This window comes from Nocardia sp. NPDC102475 (genome assembly GCF_055584605.1).
Window position 1 is genome coordinate 196,538 of the sequence record NZ_JBVJLS010000001.1, and the last position, 13,367, is coordinate 209,904.

The following is a 13,367-nucleotide window of genomic DNA, read 5'->3' on the forward strand; positions in this document are numbered from 1 at the left end:
GCTCGCTCATGGCTGCGCCTCGCTGCCGCTCGGCTCCGCCACGAGCGAGTGCTCGGCTGTGTCCTCTTGTTCGCTCGCTCACGGCGGTCCGGCCTTGTAACCCACCCCGCGGACGGTCAGCACGATCTCCGGATTCTCGGGATCCTTCTCGACCTTCGCCCGCAACCGCTGCACGTGCACGTTCACCAGGCGGGTGTCGGCCGCGTGCCGGTAGCCCCAGACCTGCTCGAGCAGGACTTCACGGGTGAAGACCTGACGCGGTTTGCGGGCCAGCGCGACGAGCAGATCGAACTCCAGCGGTGTCAGCGAGATCTGCGCACCGCCGCGGGTCACCTTGTGCGCGGGCACATCGATGACGATATCGGCGATGGAGAGCAGCTCGGCTGGCTCCTCCTCGGTGCGCCGAAGGCGCGCACGCACGCGGGCGACGAGTTCCTTCGGCTTGAAGGGTTTGACGATGTAATCGTCGGCACCGGACTCCAGACCGAGCACGACGTCGACCGTATCGGTCTTCGCCGTGAGCATCACGATCGGAACTCCGGAGTCGGCCCGCAGCACCCGGCACACGTCGATACCGTTCATGCCCGGCAGCATCAGGTCGAGCAGCACCAGATCGGGACGAATCTCCCGAACCGCCGCCAGCGCCTGCGTGCCGTCGCCGACCACATGCGGGTCGAACCCTTCCCCGCGCAAGACGATCGTCAGCATCTCAGCGAGTGCCATATCGTCGTCGACGACCAGAATCTTCGGCTTCATAAGTACTATGTTGTCATCTCTCGCGCTCGGAACGGGCCGCCACGCCAACACTGGTGCAATCCCGCCGCACATCCAACCTTATCCAGCAACAATTTCGACCAAACGAGTAGTCAGCGTCGCCGGATCGTCATCGGATCGGTATCTCGACCACGGCCCGTACCAGTCCCGTTCGGCCAGCTCACGGTACACCTCGCCGGTGCGTCGCTGTAGTCCGCCGTCGCGCTCGTAGGCATCGAGTGCGCGGCTGTCGTCGAGTTCGCCACGCAGCCGGGCACGCTCGGCCGCGACCTCGGTCGGCACGTCCAGCAACAACTGCAGCGTTGGCACCGGCAACTCGAACCGGCCGAACTCCAATTCCCCCACCCAGCGCACGATTTCGCCATCGGCCGACTGATGCAGGCGCGCAGCCGAATACGCGGCGTTGGAGGCCACGTAGCGGTCCAGGATCACGATGTCGTTGTCGGCCAACAGCTTCGACAGGTCATCGCGCGCCGCGGCCCGATCGAGTGCGAACATCAGCGCCATGCCGTGTACCGAATCGGCGAGATCGCCATGGGCGCCACGCAATGCCTCGGCCGCGAGATCCGCGTGGATGGACCGGTCATAGCGCGGAAACGCGAGTGTTTCCGCGCGCAGGCCCCGCGCGCGCAGGTTCGCGAGGACACTGTCGATCAGCGTCCGCTTCCCGGCGCCGTCGAGGCCCTCGACCGCAATCAACACGCCCATGGCGAGCAGGCTACCGCCAGGCGACGACACCGAACGACAGCGCCCCGCCGACCGGGCTCGGTCGGCGGGGCACAGGCCTTTTCGGCGCTATCTGCGGCGGCTCAGTAGCGGTAGTGCTCGGGCTTGTACGGGCCCTCGACATCAACGCCGATGTACTCGGCCTGATCCTTGGTGAGCTTGGTCAGCGTGCCGCCGAGCGCCTCGACGTGGATGCGCGCGACCTTCTCGTCCAGATGCTTGGGCAGGCGGTAGACCTCGTTGTCGTACTCGTCCGGCTTGGTCCACAGTTCGATCTGCGCGATCACCTGGTTGGAGAAGCTGTTCGACATCACAAACGACGGATGTCCGGTCGCATTGCCGAGATTCAGCAGCCGGCCCTCGGACAGCAGGATGATGGACTTGCCGGACTCCTTGAACGTCCACAGGTCGACCTGCGGCTTGATATTCAATTTCGTTGCGCCGGAACGCTCCAGCGCCGCCATATCGATCTCGTTGTCGAAGTGACCGATATTGCCGAGGATGGCCTGGTCCTTCATCGCCTTCATATGGTCGAGGGTGATGATGTCCTTGTTGCCGGTCGAGGTGATGACGATATCGGCCTGGCCGATCGCCTGCTCGACGGTCACGACGTCGTAGCCGTCCATCAGCGCCTGCAGCGCGTTGATCGGATCGATCTCGGTGACCTGCACCCGGGCGCCCTGTCCCGCAAGCGATTCCGCGCAGCCCTTGCCGACGTCACCGTAGCCGCAGATCAGCACCTTCTTGCCACCGATCAAAACGTCGGTGCCCCGGTTGATTCCGTCGATGAGCGAGTGGCGGGTGCCGTACTTGTTGTCGAACTTGGACTTGGTGACCGAGTCGTTGACGTTGATCGCCGGGAACACCAACTCACCCGCCGCCGCGAACTGGTAGAGCCGCAGCACGCCGGTGGTGGTCTCCTCGGTGACGCCCTGCACCGATGCGGCGATCTTGCCCCACTTGGTCTTATCGGTTTCGAAGCGCTCGCGCAGCAGGTTCAGGAAGACCTTGTACTCGGTCGAGTGGTCCTCGTCCTCCGGCGGCACCAGGCCCGCCTTCTCGAACTGCGCACCGCGCAGCACGAGCATGGTGGCGTCACCGCCGTCGTCGAGGATCATATTGGCCGGCTCGCCCGGCCAGGTCAGCATCTGCTCGGCGGCCCACCAGTACTCCTCCAGGGTTTCGCCCTTCCAGGCGAAGACCGGGGTGCCCTTGGGCTCCTCCACGGTGCCGTGCGGTCCGACGACGACCGCGGCGGCGGCATGGTCCTGGGTGGAGAAGATGTTGCAGGAGGCCCAGCGGACCTCGGCGCCCAGCGCGGTGAGCGTCTCGATCAGCACGGCGGTCTGGATGGTCATGTGCAGCGAACCGGAGATGCGCGCACCCCGCAGCGGCAGCACCTCCGCGTACTCGCGGCGCAGCGCCATCAGACCGGGCATCTCGTGCTCGGCGAGGCGGATCTCCTTGCGACCGAATTCGGCCAGCGACAGGTCCGCCACCTTGTAATCGATGCCGTTGCGGACATCGGCGGTCAGGGACGTGCGTGCGGGAAGTTCTGAGGTCGTCATCTGCCTCTATCAGCCTCTCCTGGTTCGTCAGTACCGGGTCAAGGCTAACCGCTCAGTACACCCGCCGGACTACGCGGTCACGCCATAGGACATCAGGATCCGACGGCGCTTACGCGGCTGGATATTCGCGAGGGTGATGTCGCCGCCGTAATGGGCCAGTACGCGGTGATCCATGATGTGTCGCCACAGCGGTGGGATGGCCGCGAACACGATCATGGACAGGTATCCGGCGGGCAACTGCGGCGCCTGCATCGAACTGCGCAGGGTCTGGTACCGGCGCCCCGGATTCGCGTGGTGATCGCTGTGCCGCTGCAGATGGAACAGGAAGATGTTGGTGACCAGATGGTCGCTGTTCCAGCTATCGCGCGGCGAGCAGCGCAGGTAAAGGCCGTTGGGCCGACGGGCCCGCAGCAGTCCGTAGTGCTCGATATAGTTCACCGTCTCCAGCAGCATGACGCCGATCACCGCCTGCAGCGCCAGATACGGCAGCACGTGCCAGCCGAAGACCGCCAGCAGCGTGCCGAACAGCACCACGCTCATCGCCCACGCCTGCAGGACTTGGTTGTCCAGGCTGAACCAGCGTTTGCCCTTGCGGATAAGGCGCTCGCGTTCGAGCCGGATGGCTGAGCGGTATCCGCCGGAAATGCTGCGCGGCAAGAACTCCCAGAGCGATTCGCCCATCCTTGCGCTGGCCGGATCCTCCGGCGTCGCCACCCGCGCGTGATGGCCGCGGTTGTGCTCGACGAAGAAATGTCCGTATCCGGACTGCGCGAGCGAAATCTTGGCCAACCAGCGCTCCAAATGTTCGACCCGATGGCCGAGTTCATGCGCCGCGTTGATGCCGATACCGCTGACGAACCCGAGAGTCGCTGCCAGCCCGAGCTTGTCGACCACGGCCAGCTCGTCGCCCGACCACATGACGGCGGCGATGACCAAGCCGGCCAACTGGACCGGCAGGAACAGGTAGGTGCACCACCGGTAGTACCGATCGTTGGACAGCAACTCGTAATCCTCGTCACGCGGATTGCTGCCGTCCACACCGACGACCCAGTCCAGCACCGGGATGACGATCAATACGATGATCGGCCCGATCCACCAGAAGACCGGGGCACCGGTATGCAAGACCAGCTGCGATGGCAACAAGGCGATCGCAGGAGCGATCAGGCCGAGGACCCACAGATGGCGTTTGGGGTCGGGCGACCCCGCCGGTTTGCCAACCGTTTGCACGTTTGCCCCGCTAAATAAGTACCCTAACTCCGACGCTTGACAATACATACAGACCTTACGACCGTTACACGGCAGCGTGGCGTCGAAAGATGTCAATCGTTACATGCGTGGCGGTTGGTTTTTAAGCACCTGCATATGTAGCCATGATCAGGGCATACTCGCCGCAAACAGTCAATTTCCCAGCGGTGGGATCAGCGCTGTTCGCGCGCGGCGAGAATCGCCTCGACGTACGGACTGAAGACGGCACTCAATTCGGCGGGCGCATCGCGCCCGGCCGCGGGCGGGGTGGGGATGTAGCTCAGCGCGATACGCACGAGAGCCTGTGCCAGCACGTCGGATTCGGCGGCCGTCGCCTGCACCCAGCTGTGCTCGAATGCGATGGACAGCCGAGCGGTGGCATGCTCGAGCAACGGCTCGGCATCAAGGGTGATGAGCCGCAACAGATCCAGCTTCACCTCACCGGCGAGCAGCGACTGGACCAGCGGGTCGGCGGCGGCGGCCTGGAAGAAGTCGCGCAGCCCCTCTTCGAATGCGGCGCGCGCGTCGCCGATATTGCCGTCGATCGCGGAGCCGACATGATCGACCAGATCGTCGGCCAGGCGTAGCGCATAGGACTGCGCAAGCCCGGCGCGCGAACCGAATTCGTTGTAGAGGGTCTGTCTGCTGACACCGGCGCGGGTGGCCACATCACCGAGGGTGATCTTGGACCAGTCCCGCTCGGTGAGCAGCTCGCGCATCGAATCCAGGACGGAGGTGCGCAGGAGTTCCCGCGCCGCCTCCTGATAGGAAACTCTGGGTCCGTTGCGCGGCATACCCGCGAGGTTGTCACGGGTGGTTACCGCAGTCAAAATTCACGACCGTTCGATCTCGACCATGTAGAAGTCGGCCTTGGCGGCGCCACAATCCGGGCAGGTCCAATCGTCCGGAATGTCGTCCCAACGGGTGCCCGGCTCGATCCCGTCCTCCGGCCAGCCCTTGGCCTCGTCGTATTCGAAGCCGCACTGGATGCATTGAAACAGTTTGTATTCCGTCACTTGGGAACCCCCATCGGTTCGAAGTCGATCTTCTCGCGCACGCCGCAGTCCGGACAGCACCAGTCGTCGGGTATCTTTTCCCACGCGGTGCCCGCCGGAAACCCTTCGTGCGGTGCGCCTTTCAGCTCGTCGTAGACGTAATCGCAGACGGGACAACGAAATCTGCTCATGATCACGCCTCGGACCCGGCCGTACCGTAGCGGGCGATCACCTTGTCCCGCTTGGCCGGATGGATATTGGCGCGGGTGATATCGCCGCCGTAATGCGCGAGCACCCGCTTGTCCATCACGCGCCGCCACAGCGGCGGGAAGTAGGCGAGCAGGATCATGCTGGCATAGCCGCTCGGCAGATTCGGTGCACCGTCCCAACTGCGCAGCGTCTGATAGCGGCGGGTCGGGTACGCGTGGTGATCACTGTGCCGCTGCAGGTGGTACAGGAAGATATTGGTGACGATGTGGTCGCTGTTCCAACTGTGCACGGGGGCGGGCCGCTCGTACCGGCCGGATGCGGTGCGCTGGCGGACCAGACCGTAGTGTTCGAGATAGTTGACGGCCTCCAGCAGGCTGAAGCCGACGACCGCCTGCAGGATCAGATACGGCAGCAGGCCGATTCCGAACACCGCGAGCAGGACCGCGAACAACGCCACCGACATCAGCCAGGCACTGAGCACCTCGTTGCGCAGACTCCACGACTTCTTGCCCAGCCGATCCAGCCGGGTCTTCTCCAGCCGCCACGAGGAGATGAAGCTGCCCCGCACCGTGCGCGGCCAGAAGGCCCAGAACGATTCGCCGACACGGGAACTCGCGGGATCCTCGGGCGTCGCGACACGCACGTGATGGCCGCGGTTGTGCTCGATGTAGAAGTGGCCGTAGCAGGACTGGGCCAAGGCGATGCGCGACAGCCAGCGCTCCAGATCGACCTTCTTGTGGCCGAGTTCGTGCGCGGTGTTGATGCCGATGCCGCCGATCATGCCGATGGTGATGGCCAGGCCGATCTTGTCGACTATGTGCAGCCCGCCGTCGATGCCGAGCCAGCTCAGGTTGTCCGCCGTGATCAGGTAGCACCCCAAGATCAGCGTCGCGTACTGGAACGGCAGGTACAGGTAGGTGAGATAGCGGTAGTACTTGTCGTTCTCCAGGTACTCCATCGCCTCGTCGGGCGGATTGTCACCGTCCGGGCCGAAGAAGATATCGGCCAGCGGGATCACCACGTAGACCAGCACCGGCCCCAGCCAGAACGGCACTTGGGCCAGCCTGTGCCAGCCGAATTCGTTGAATGCCCAGACCAGCGGAAGGGCGATGGTGAAAAGGCCGGTCGGCGCGAACAACCCCCACAGCCACATGTATCGCTTGCGGTCGCGCCAATCGGTCGCTGCGGCCGGGCGGCCAGGCGCATGGGTTTCCGTGGACATCGTTGTCTCCTCATCCAAGCGGCACATCACATGTGATGTGCAGTACCACTTACTTGGACATTAGAGATCAACTTGTCTTCTGTCTAGACAAATTTATGAATTTGTAAACTCTGGCGGAAACGGCAAATCGGACAGCGCGGCGCGCCCGAAACGACGATCGCCGCGTCATCCCGTCGAGGGCGGAATGACGCGGCGATCGAGCTGTCGAGATTCAGCGAAGCAGGACGTCGGCGTTGTCGGGCAGTGCCCCGATCGGCCACCAGCGCAGATCGGTCGACTCATGGCTGCGGATCGGGACCGCACCGGGCGGCGCGACGATGCGGAACAGCAGGTCGAGGTGGCGGGTCGGGACGCCGAGCGAGCAGGTGATCGGATGAGCTTGCGCGCCATAGAGTTCGGCATCCATGCGCAGGCCGGTCATGCCGGACTCCTCGGTCGCCTCGCGCAGTGCGGCGTCGGCCACCGTTTCGTCACCCTCCTCGCAGTGCCCGCCCAGTTGGATCCAACGGCCGACCCGCGGGTGCAGCGTCAGCAGCACCTCGCGCTCGTCGTGCGAGAAGACGACGGCAGAGGCCGTGATGTGACCGGGTGCGTGCTCGCGCAGACACCCGCGCGGTGCGGATCCGAGGAAGGCCAGCATCGCCTCGCGCAGCGAGGCATCGACCCCCGTCGGCTTCCACGTCTCCAGTAACTGCGTTGCCGAGGCGTGCAGCGAACTCGCGCTCACGACTGCGCCTGGCTGGCGCTCGGTTCCGTCGTGCGCGTTGGCGCACCGTGCCCATGGTTCACTCGCTGATGCTCGCTCACAGTTCGACCAGGCCGGGGCCCGGGCCGAAGACCGGACGGGGGGTGAGTTCTTCGAGAGGGTGGCCGATGGCGATGGCGCCCAAGGGGTTCCAGTCGTCGGCAAGGCCGAGAACCTCGCGAGTGGTCTCCGGAGCGAAGATGGTCGAGCCGATCCAGCAGCTGCCGATGCCCTCGGTGGCCAGCGCGACGAGCAGGCCCTGTACCGCCGCACCCACCGCGACGGTGAACATGGTGCGTTCGTTGCCGCGCCGCCGCTCATCCGGATAGTCATGCGCGCCATCGGGCACGCAGAACGGGATGATCACCTCGGGTGCGTCGTGCAGGATGCGGCCACGGGCGATGCGACGTTCCACTCGCTCCGGATCGAGACCATCCGCGGTGAGATCGGCCCGCCACCGCTCGGCCATGGCATCCAGCAGTTGCGCGCGCAGACCGGGCTTGCGGACCCAGACGAAGCGCACCGGACGGGTGTGATGCGGCGCGGGCGCGGTGAGCGCCTTCGCCACCGCGGCGCGGATGCGTTCGGGATCGACTGGGGCATCGGCGAATTGACGGATCGAGCGACGCAGCAGCAACGCCTCGGAGCGCCCCTGCTCGATCGCCTCGGCCGTGCCGAGCCAGAACAGGTCATCGGTGCCGCCGCGCAGCAGATCCGCGGCGCAGGAGCCGTCATCGGTGACCGGCAGTCCGCGCACCACCGCGACCGGGACACCACCGAGCTTGCCCTTCACCAGATCTGCGGCGGCGGCCAATTCGTCGGCCACCGCCACCTGGGTGACTTGCAGTTCATTGCCCTGCCCGTCGACCGCGCCCGCATAGTCGTGCAGCACCCGCAATCCGGCGGAGCCGATGGCGGTATCGGTCTGACCGTTGCGCCAGGCCCGGCCCATGGTGTCGGTGACGACCACCGCGACGTCCACCCCGAGCCGCTCGGACAGCGCGGTGCGCAACGCCTTCGCACTCCCATCCGGATCCGATGGCAGCAGCACGAGCTCACCCTGCTCGACATTGGATCCGTCCACCCCGGAGGCGGCCTGCACGATGCCGAGCTTGTTCTCGGTGATCAGTGTGCGACCCTTGCGCGCGAGTACGCGCACCGCCTCCTGCTCCACCAGCGCGCGGCGCGCGGTATCGCGCTCCTCCGGATCCAGCGGCGCCTCGACGATGCGGCCCTCGACCTTGGCGACGATCTTGCTCGTGACGACCAGGATGTCGCCGTCGACCAACCAGGGCGCGGCGGCGGCGATATGTTCGGCGAGATCATCGCCGGGCCGGAATTCCGGCAGCCCGGTGATCGGCAGGATCCGCAACTCCCCGGCCGCGTGATCGGCCGGTTCCGTCAATGCCTCTTGCGTAGTCATGGCTTCACCTCGCTGACGCTCGGTTCCGCCATGACTGACGGCGCTGCGTCTTTGGTTCGCTCGCTGCGCTCGCTCACGCCGGCCAGGTCGAGCGCCTCCCGCACCATTTCGGCGGTGGTCGGCGGATCGGTCATCAATAGCGGCACGCAGCGCACTTCGACACCGGGCACATCCGCGGTGTCGGTGCTGTGGATCAGCCATCCGTCCAGGATTCCGGTGGCCGAACGCGCGCCGTAGTGGCGCCCGATCGCCTCGGCGGTGGTTTCCACGCCGATCACCGAGAGGCATTCATCGGCCATGCCGCGCAGCGGTTTTCCGTCGATCACGCCGGAGATGCCGATCACCTTGGCCTCGGTGGTGCGCAGTTCGCCGCGAATGCCGGGCACCGCGAGGATGGCGCCGATGCTCACCACGGGGTTGGACGGGGCCAATAGCACCGCGTCGGCCTCGGATATGATCTCCGTCACATTTGGCGCCGGTTTGGCGTCATCGGCCCCAATTGTGGCGAATCCGTGCGTCTCGATGTCCGCGCGGTAGCGAACCCACCACTCCTGGAAATGGATCGCGCGGCGTTCGCCAGGGTTGTCGGGGTCACTGACAACGACATGCGTTTCGCAGCGATCGTCGGTAGCCGGGATGAGTTTTACGCCCGGCTGCCACCGGTTGCACAACGCCTCGGTGACCGCGGAGAGCGGGTACCCGGCACGCAGCATTTCGGTCCGAACCAAGTGCGTCGCGATATCGCGATCCCCCAAACCGAACCAATCGGGTTGGGCATGATATTTGGCCAGCTCTTCCTTGGCGTGCCAGGTTTCGGCGACCCGACCCCAACCGCGTTCGGTATCGATGCCGCCACCGAGGGTGTACATGCAGGTATCGAGGTCAGGGCAGATCCGGAGGCCGTGCATCCAGACGTCGTCACCGACATTGACGATGGCGGAAACATCCGCATCCGGCAGTAGTTCCCGGACGCCCTGAAGGAAGCGCGCGCCGCCGACCCCGCCCACCAGGACGGCGATCTTGGGCCCACTTGCGGGTGCGGTGTCCGCTTGTTGTGGAGTCACATCGACACAGCCTATGCGCTGCCGGAGCGGCCGCGGTTCGCACTGTATTTGCCGGTCATTTGCTATTCCGCGTTCAAGATCAGCTACGGAAAGCGGTAGCGGATAGTAACGGAATTGCGACGGCGGCTTGACCATCGACACGTTCGGCGTGTCTAATCACAGTCATGTCATTTCGGGTTCGCGCGAGAGTTCAAGGCGCGGACAGCTTTTCGAACAAGTGTTCGCATCGAGGTGGCAAGCTCGGGGATGTCCGCGGGACAACGTCGCGGGGTACGGCCGTCGGTGTGCGTGTTGGTCCGACGGAAAGAATCAATCTGCGCTAACACACAGTGAGGAGGCGGAGCGATGGCCAATGAGCTGGCCCCTTCGGGCATGCCGGGCGGCGTATCGCAAACCGATTCCACAGCAGGCGCAGCACGTGGCGTCTGCGCAGAGATCGGTCGGATCGAACCGGACCGGATCGGGCCTGAGATGACCGACGGAGTGACAGCACCCCGGCTCAGCTTGGTCGTGACGGGCTTCGACGAGATGTTCGAATCGATCGAGGAGCAGTGGCAGGAACGTGCCCTGTGCGCACAGACCGATCCGGAGGCGTTCTTCCCCGAGAAGGGCGGCTCGACCCGTGAGGCCAAACGGATCTGCATGGGCTGCGAGGTACGCGACGAGTGCCTGGAATACGCGCTCGCACACGATGAACGCTTCGGCATCTGGGGCGGTCTCTCCGAACGAGAGCGGCGCCGCCTGAAGCGCGGCATCGGCTAGAACTTCGCGTCGGCCCGCCTCGGGTGCGCATAGCAGAGGCGGGCTGACTAAGTTTTAGTCATGGCCCGTTCACGTAATCGTCGTCCACCGACCGCACGATCGGTGATCCGTCGTGGACGCGGGGTGCGCGGGCCGATGCTCCCACCGACGGTGCCGGCCTGGCGTACCAGGGGGCAGCAGTTCGACCGGCTGGTCCTGGAGGCCTTCGCGCCCTTGGACACCCGGTGGCACGATCGACTCACCAAGCTCGATATCGCTGTCGACGATGTGCCGAAAATCCGTCCGCTGCACCCGGATTCGGTCACCTGGCCGGACGAGGTGGTGGCCGACGGACCGGTGCCGCTCTCGCGACTCATCCCGGCCGGTGTGGACCGGCACGGGGTGGCCACTCGCGCCCGAGTTGTGTTGTTCCGCAAGCCACTCGAACTGCGCGCGGGCGATCCCGACGATCTGGTCGATCTACTGCGCGAGGTCCTCGTCCAGCAGATCGCCACCTATCTCGGCGTCGATCCGGACCTCATCGATCCCGAAGGCGCGTGACGAACACACCGCCGAGCGGGGATGAACTCGCCCGAAAACGCCGAATCCTTAGCGTGTCTGAACACATCGCAACGTCGAGCGCGTTACTCTCATCGGCGTGATCCCCATGCGTCGTTGCTGCCGACCAGGTTGCAAGAATCCCGCTGTTGCGACGCTCACCTACGTGTACTCCGACTCGACCGCGGTGGTCGGGCCACTGGCAACGGTGGCCGAACCGCATTCCTGGGACCTGTGTGAAACACATGCTTCCCGCATCACCGCACCGAAGGGTTGGGAGATGGTTCGCCACGAAGGCGGATTCTCTTCCAGCACACCGGATGACGATGATCTGACGGCATTGGCCGAAGCGGTCCGCGAGGCCGGGCTGCGCCGCCGTCCCCCGGAGCACGACCAGCGTGGCTACTCCGATTACGCGCCGCCCGCACCGCGCGCCACGCGCACCGGCCGGCGCGGACACCTCCGAGTACTCCCGGACCCGCCCAGCTAGCGGTCGGGACGGGACCGTGTCAGAGGCGTCGGCGCGAGCCACTAGGGTGGTCACCATGACTGTGGCCCGCTCTGCCGAATTCGTGAACGCGGTGATCAAGGCTTATGACGTTCGCGGGGTCGTCGGTGAACAGATCGACGGAGAATTCGTCAAGGATGTGGGGGCCGCGTTCGCGCGGTTGATGCGCGCCGAGGGCGCGACCCGCGTGGTCATCGGACACGATATGCGCGAGTCCTCCCCGGAACTGGCCGCCGCCTTCGCCGACGGCGTACTCGGCCAAGGCCTCGACGTGGTGCACATCGGGCTCGCCTCGACCGATCAGCTCTACTTCGCCTCCGGTGACCTCGACTGTCCCGGCGCGATGTTCACCGCAAGCCACAATCCGGCCCGCTACAACGGCATCAAGCTGTGCCGTGCGAAGGCGCTTCCAGTCGGCCAGGACACCGGTCTGGCGACGATCAAGGACGAGGTGATCAACGGGGTACCCGGCTACGACGGAACGCCGGGCAGCGCCACGAAAGTCGATCTGCTGGCCGATTACGCGAAGTTCCTGCGCGGGCTGGTCGATCTCGACGAAGTCCGCCCGCTCACCATCGCGGTGGACGCGGGTAACGGCATGGGCGGGCACACCGTGCCCGAGGTGCTGGGCACGGTGGCACCGCTGACCCTGGTGCCGCTCTACTTCGAGCTGGACGGCTCGTTCCCCAATCACGAGGCCAATCCGCTCGATCCGAAGAATCTGGTCGATCTGCAGGAGCTGGTCCGCAAGTCCGGCGCCGATATCGGCCTCGCCTTCGACGGCGACGCCGACCGTTGCTTCGTGGTGGACGAGAACGGCAATCCGATTTCGCCCTCGGCGATCACCGCCCTGGTCGCCGAGCGTGAGCTGGCCAAGGAACCGGGCGCGGTCATCATCCACAACCTGATCACCTCGCACGCGGTGCCCGAACTCGTGCACGAACTCGGCGGTACCCCCGTGCGCACCCGGGTCGGGCATTCGTTCATCAAGCAGGAGATGGCGGCCACCGGCGCGGTATTCGGCGGTGAGCATTCCGCGCACTACTACTTCCGCGATTTCTGGGGTGCTGATTCCGGCATGCTCGCGGCCCTGCACGTGCTGGCGGCGCTCGGTGAGAAGGACCGGCCGATTTCGCAACTCATGTCGTCGTACGAAACATATGCGGCGTCCGGAGAGATCAACTCGACAGTGGCGGACGCGAAGGAGCGGACGATGGCTGTCGTGGACGCGTTCGGGGATCGGGCCGTATCGGTGGACCGGTTGGACGGGGTCACCGTCCAGCTCGCCGACGACGCCTGGTTCAATCTTCGCGCGTCGAATACCGAACCGTTGCTGCGGCTGAATGTCGAGGCCCGGTCGACGGAGGAAGTAGACGCACTCGTGACCGAGATCCTGAGCATCGTCCGGTCCTGACTGGGATAGTGGAATCAGGGCGGATGAAATCGCACATCCACGATTCGGTGACGGAGGCAGTAGACGGCTCAGCCCGATACCGAGATCCTGAGCATCGTCCGGTCCTGACTGGGATAGTGGAATCAGGGCGGATGAAATCGCACATCCACGATTCGGTGACGGAGGCAGTAGACT

The 13,367-nt window shown here is 65.2% G+C and carries 15 protein-coding genes; 4 read left to right on the forward strand and 11 right to left on the reverse strand.

Annotated elements, in window-relative coordinates:
* Positions 1–78 precede the first annotated feature (78 nt).
* From mtrA to cofD, 11 genes are all read right to left on the reverse strand, one after another.
* Positions 79–756 carry an MtrAB system response regulator MtrA gene (gene mtrA, locus ACZ60G_RS00900; RefSeq protein WP_062984230.1) on the reverse strand — a complete coding sequence of 226 codons (678 nt, stop codon included), beginning with the start codon at positions 754–756 and terminating at the stop codon, positions 79–81.
* A 78-nt stretch (positions 757–834) separates the two neighbouring features.
* On the reverse strand, positions 835–1,482 hold the full coding sequence (locus tag ACZ60G_RS00905) for a dTMP kinase (protein ID WP_465806102.1): 648 nt from the start codon (positions 1,480–1,482) through the stop codon (positions 835–837).
* A 101-nt stretch (positions 1,483–1,583) separates the two neighbouring features.
* Positions 1,584–3,068: an adenosylhomocysteinase gene (ahcY, locus tag ACZ60G_RS00910; protein ID WP_465806104.1), complete on the reverse strand. Its 1,485-nt coding sequence runs from the start codon at positions 3,066–3,068 to the stop codon at positions 1,584–1,586.
* Between the two features lie 69 nt (positions 3,069–3,137).
* Positions 3,138–4,343 carry an alkane 1-monooxygenase gene (locus tag ACZ60G_RS00915; RefSeq protein ID WP_465806723.1) on the reverse strand — a complete coding sequence of 402 codons (1,206 nt, stop codon included), beginning with the start codon at positions 4,341–4,343 and terminating at the stop codon, positions 3,138–3,140.
* Positions 4,344–4,486: 143 nt separating this feature from the next.
* The gene (locus ACZ60G_RS00920) at positions 4,487–5,107 is read right to left on the reverse strand and encodes a TetR/AcrR family transcriptional regulator (protein ID WP_465806725.1); all 621 of its coding nucleotides are present in this window, start codon (positions 5,105–5,107) and stop codon (positions 4,487–4,489) included.
* A gap of 39 nt (positions 5,108–5,146) precedes the next feature.
* Complete coding sequence (locus ACZ60G_RS00925; RefSeq protein WP_063047281.1) at positions 5,147–5,329, reverse strand: rubredoxin; 183 nt, start codon at positions 5,327–5,329, stop codon at positions 5,147–5,149.
* Positions 5,326–5,499 (reverse strand): rubredoxin, encoded by a 174-nt coding sequence (locus ACZ60G_RS00930; RefSeq protein ID WP_040694908.1) that lies wholly within the window; start codon positions 5,497–5,499, stop codon positions 5,326–5,328. The genes ACZ60G_RS00925 and ACZ60G_RS00930 overlap by 4 nt, the downstream gene beginning before the upstream one ends.
* Before the next feature lie 2 nt (positions 5,500–5,501).
* On the reverse strand, positions 5,502–6,740 hold the full coding sequence (locus ACZ60G_RS00935; RefSeq protein ID WP_465806106.1) for an alkane 1-monooxygenase: 1,239 nt from the start codon (positions 6,738–6,740) through the stop codon (positions 5,502–5,504).
* Positions 6,741–6,951: 211 nt separating this feature from the next.
* The gene (locus tag ACZ60G_RS00940; protein ID WP_465806108.1) at positions 6,952–7,467 is read right to left on the reverse strand and encodes an NUDIX hydrolase; all 516 of its coding nucleotides are present in this window, start codon (positions 7,465–7,467) and stop codon (positions 6,952–6,954) included.
* Positions 7,468–7,543: 76 nt separating this feature from the next.
* A complete protein-coding gene (locus tag ACZ60G_RS00945) occupies positions 7,544–8,908 on the reverse strand; it encodes a coenzyme F420-0:L-glutamate ligase (RefSeq protein ID WP_465806110.1) in 1,365 nt (454 codons plus the stop codon).
* Entirely contained in the window at positions 8,905–9,972 is a 1,068-nt protein-coding gene (gene cofD, locus ACZ60G_RS00950) for a 2-phospho-L-lactate transferase (RefSeq protein ID WP_465806112.1), read from the reverse strand. Before cofD ends, ACZ60G_RS00945 begins: the two co-directional genes overlap by 4 nt.
* Positions 9,973–10,500: 528 nt before the next feature.
* Here cofD and ACZ60G_RS00955 point away from each other — a divergent pair.
* From ACZ60G_RS00955 to ACZ60G_RS00970, 4 genes are all read left to right on the forward strand, one after another.
* Positions 10,501–10,734 (forward strand): WhiB family transcriptional regulator, encoded by a 234-nt coding sequence (locus ACZ60G_RS00955; RefSeq protein WP_029901515.1) that lies wholly within the window; start codon positions 10,501–10,503, stop codon positions 10,732–10,734.
* 60 nt (positions 10,735–10,794) lie between these two features.
* Positions 10,795–11,274 carry a metallopeptidase family protein gene (locus ACZ60G_RS00960; protein WP_330249994.1) on the forward strand — a complete coding sequence of 160 codons (480 nt, stop codon included), beginning with the start codon at positions 10,795–10,797 and terminating at the stop codon, positions 11,272–11,274.
* A gap of 106 nt (positions 11,275–11,380) precedes the next feature.
* Complete coding sequence (locus ACZ60G_RS00965) at positions 11,381–11,761, forward strand: DUF3499 domain-containing protein (RefSeq protein ID WP_083898166.1); 381 nt, start codon at positions 11,381–11,383, stop codon at positions 11,759–11,761.
* Between the two features lie 61 nt (positions 11,762–11,822).
* Positions 11,823–13,193, forward strand: coding sequence for a phosphomannomutase/phosphoglucomutase (locus tag ACZ60G_RS00970; RefSeq protein ID WP_465806728.1), 1,371 nt, complete (start codon positions 11,823–11,825; stop codon positions 13,191–13,193).
* The last annotated feature ends 174 nt before the right edge of the window (positions 13,194–13,367 follow it).

Bases quoted from the DNA above. Each gene is read 5' to 3' on its own strand.
- ACZ60G_RS00935 (WP_465806106.1), bottom strand. From the start codon at position 6,740: ATGTCCACGGAAACCCATGCGCCTGGCCGCCCGGCCGCAGCGACCGAT.
- ACZ60G_RS00945 (WP_465806110.1), bottom strand. From the start codon at position 8,908: ATGACTACGCAAGAGGCATTGACGGAACCGGCCGATCACGCGGCCGGG.
- ACZ60G_RS00965 (WP_083898166.1), top strand. From the start codon at position 11,381: ATGCGTCGTTGCTGCCGACCAGGTTGCAAGAATCCCGCTGTTGCGACG.
- ACZ60G_RS00915 (WP_465806723.1), bottom strand. From the start codon at position 4,343: ATGTATTGTCAAGCGTCGGAGTTAGGGTACTTATTTAGCGGGGCAAAC.
- ACZ60G_RS00920 (WP_465806725.1), bottom strand. From the start codon at position 5,107: ATGCCGCGCAACGGACCCAGAGTTTCCTATCAGGAGGCGGCGCGGGAA.
- ACZ60G_RS00955 (WP_029901515.1), top strand. From the start codon at position 10,501: ATGTTCGAATCGATCGAGGAGCAGTGGCAGGAACGTGCCCTGTGCGCA.
- ahcY (WP_465806104.1), bottom strand. From the start codon at position 3,068: ATGACGACCTCAGAACTTCCCGCACGCACGTCCCTGACCGCCGATGTC.
- mtrA (WP_062984230.1), bottom strand. From the start codon at position 756: ATGAAGCCGAAGATTCTGGTCGTCGACGACGATATGGCACTCGCTGAG.
- ACZ60G_RS00930 (WP_040694908.1), bottom strand. From the start codon at position 5,499: ATGAGCAGATTTCGTTGTCCCGTCTGCGATTACGTCTACGACGAGCTG.
- ACZ60G_RS00905 (WP_465806102.1), bottom strand. From the start codon at position 1,482: ATGGGCGTGTTGATTGCGGTCGAGGGCCTCGACGGCGCCGGGAAGCGG.
- ACZ60G_RS00960 (WP_330249994.1), top strand. From the start codon at position 10,795: ATGGCCCGTTCACGTAATCGTCGTCCACCGACCGCACGATCGGTGATC.